Genomic DNA, 1,269 nt, shown 5'->3' with positions numbered 1-1,269 from the left:
GCAAATAAAGTATTGGATATAGAGATATCAGATGCAAACGCTGGGGCCAAACATCGCAAAATGAATATTTTAAAGGATGACGGATATAGCTGGTATTTGATAGAATCGGGCGCGAGTACCTTTAAAGCCAACGCTACTAATGATTATTTAAGACCCGTATTAAAATATCTTAAATTGTGGCTAGGCAGAAAGAATTTTAGATAACCCGGCGGAAAGATTTAATATGGCGAACGCGATCGATAAAGAAATTTTTATAAAAATTTTGAATGAAGATATTAATGTATGGCGCCTGGTAAAGGCTGTTCAAATCGCGCAATATATTTTTAAAATTACCAATACGACGAAATTTGGATCCGAACTGGATGAAATTTTAGAATTCAAACAGGGCGATATCGTTAAGTGTAAGGAAAAAAGACGGCGATTTCTATGCTTTTGAGCTATTATAAAAAAACCCGCCTTATAAATAGCAATGCGCTTATCATATGGCTTGATTTAATCCCATTTTTCGCTATAATGAGCGTCAAATTTCACTCACGGGGATAGCGATGAGCCTTGTTTCTTACGAATTAAAAAAGCAAAAACTAGATGGAGCGCGCAATGTGGCGCTTTGGAAGGCGCGTGGCGGTGTAGCAGTGGTTGTGCTGGCGCTGTTTATCGCTATGCGCAAGGATTTCGGAGATTTCTCCTTCCTGTTTTTATTAGTGTTGCTAGCTCTTGCTTATCCTGCTTACAAATACCTAGCCGTGCGTATTTCGCATAAATTTGAAGCGCTCAGCGAAGAGGCCTTTAAGAATGAATTTCTGCTTTGGATCGCAAAGGAGCTACGCCTTACCTTTCAGCCCTTCGGCGCGTTTTTACTCGATGAAATTTACAAAAATCCGCTCCGCAAAGAGGCAAATCTTTGCACTTGCAAGCATGCGATAGTGGGCAAGACGCCCGAATTTGGCATAAAAATAGGCGATATCTGTCTAAGCCGCGACTTCGATAAAAACAGAGAGGATCGGGTATTTGAGCTGGATAAAATTCTGCATCTCAAAAAAAAGGATGATACTGCGATCTTCGACGGGCTTTTTGCAAAATTTGATTTTAGTGAGACTTTCGATAGCCAAATTTTAGTCGTGCCGCGCGGAGAGTTCATCTTCGGCGCATCGAACCTCAAGCTGCTTAAAGACAGCCCGCACCTAAGCGCGTCGTTTGACGTCTATCTCAACAACCCCGCCGCCGCCGCATTTTTGCAAAACAAAAAAATTTTAGAAAATATGCAGACGA

3 protein-coding genes are annotated in these 1,269 nt (G+C 41.2%); all 3 read left to right on the top strand.

Going from position 1 to position 1,269, the window contains the following annotated elements:
- Nucleotides 1-204, top strand: a 204-nt coding sequence (locus Q0257_RS03640; protein WP_298021664.1) for a hypothetical protein, incomplete at its 5' end; no start/stop codon positions are given.
- 19 nt (nucleotides 205-223) lie between these two features.
- Nucleotides 224-436, top strand: a complete 213-nt coding sequence (locus Q0257_RS03635; RefSeq protein ID WP_298021661.1) for a hypothetical protein — start codon at nucleotides 224-226, stop codon at nucleotides 434-436.
- Nucleotides 437-545: 109 nt separating this feature from the next.
- The coding region (locus Q0257_RS03630; protein WP_298021658.1) for a hypothetical protein at nucleotides 546-1,269 on the top strand (724 nt) is incomplete at its 3' end.

Source organism: uncultured Campylobacter sp. (assembly GCF_938018035.1).
Taxonomy (GTDB): Bacteria; Campylobacterota; Campylobacteria; order Campylobacterales; family Campylobacteraceae; genus Campylobacter_B.
The sequence above is the reverse complement of the archived record's forward strand: the minus strand, read 5'-3'. Positions and strand labels throughout refer to the sequence as shown.

Bases quoted from the DNA above. Each gene is read 5' to 3' on its own strand.
- Q0257_RS03635 (WP_298021661.1), top strand. From the start codon at position 224: ATGGCGAACGCGATCGATAAAGAAATTTTTATAAAAATTTTGAATGAA.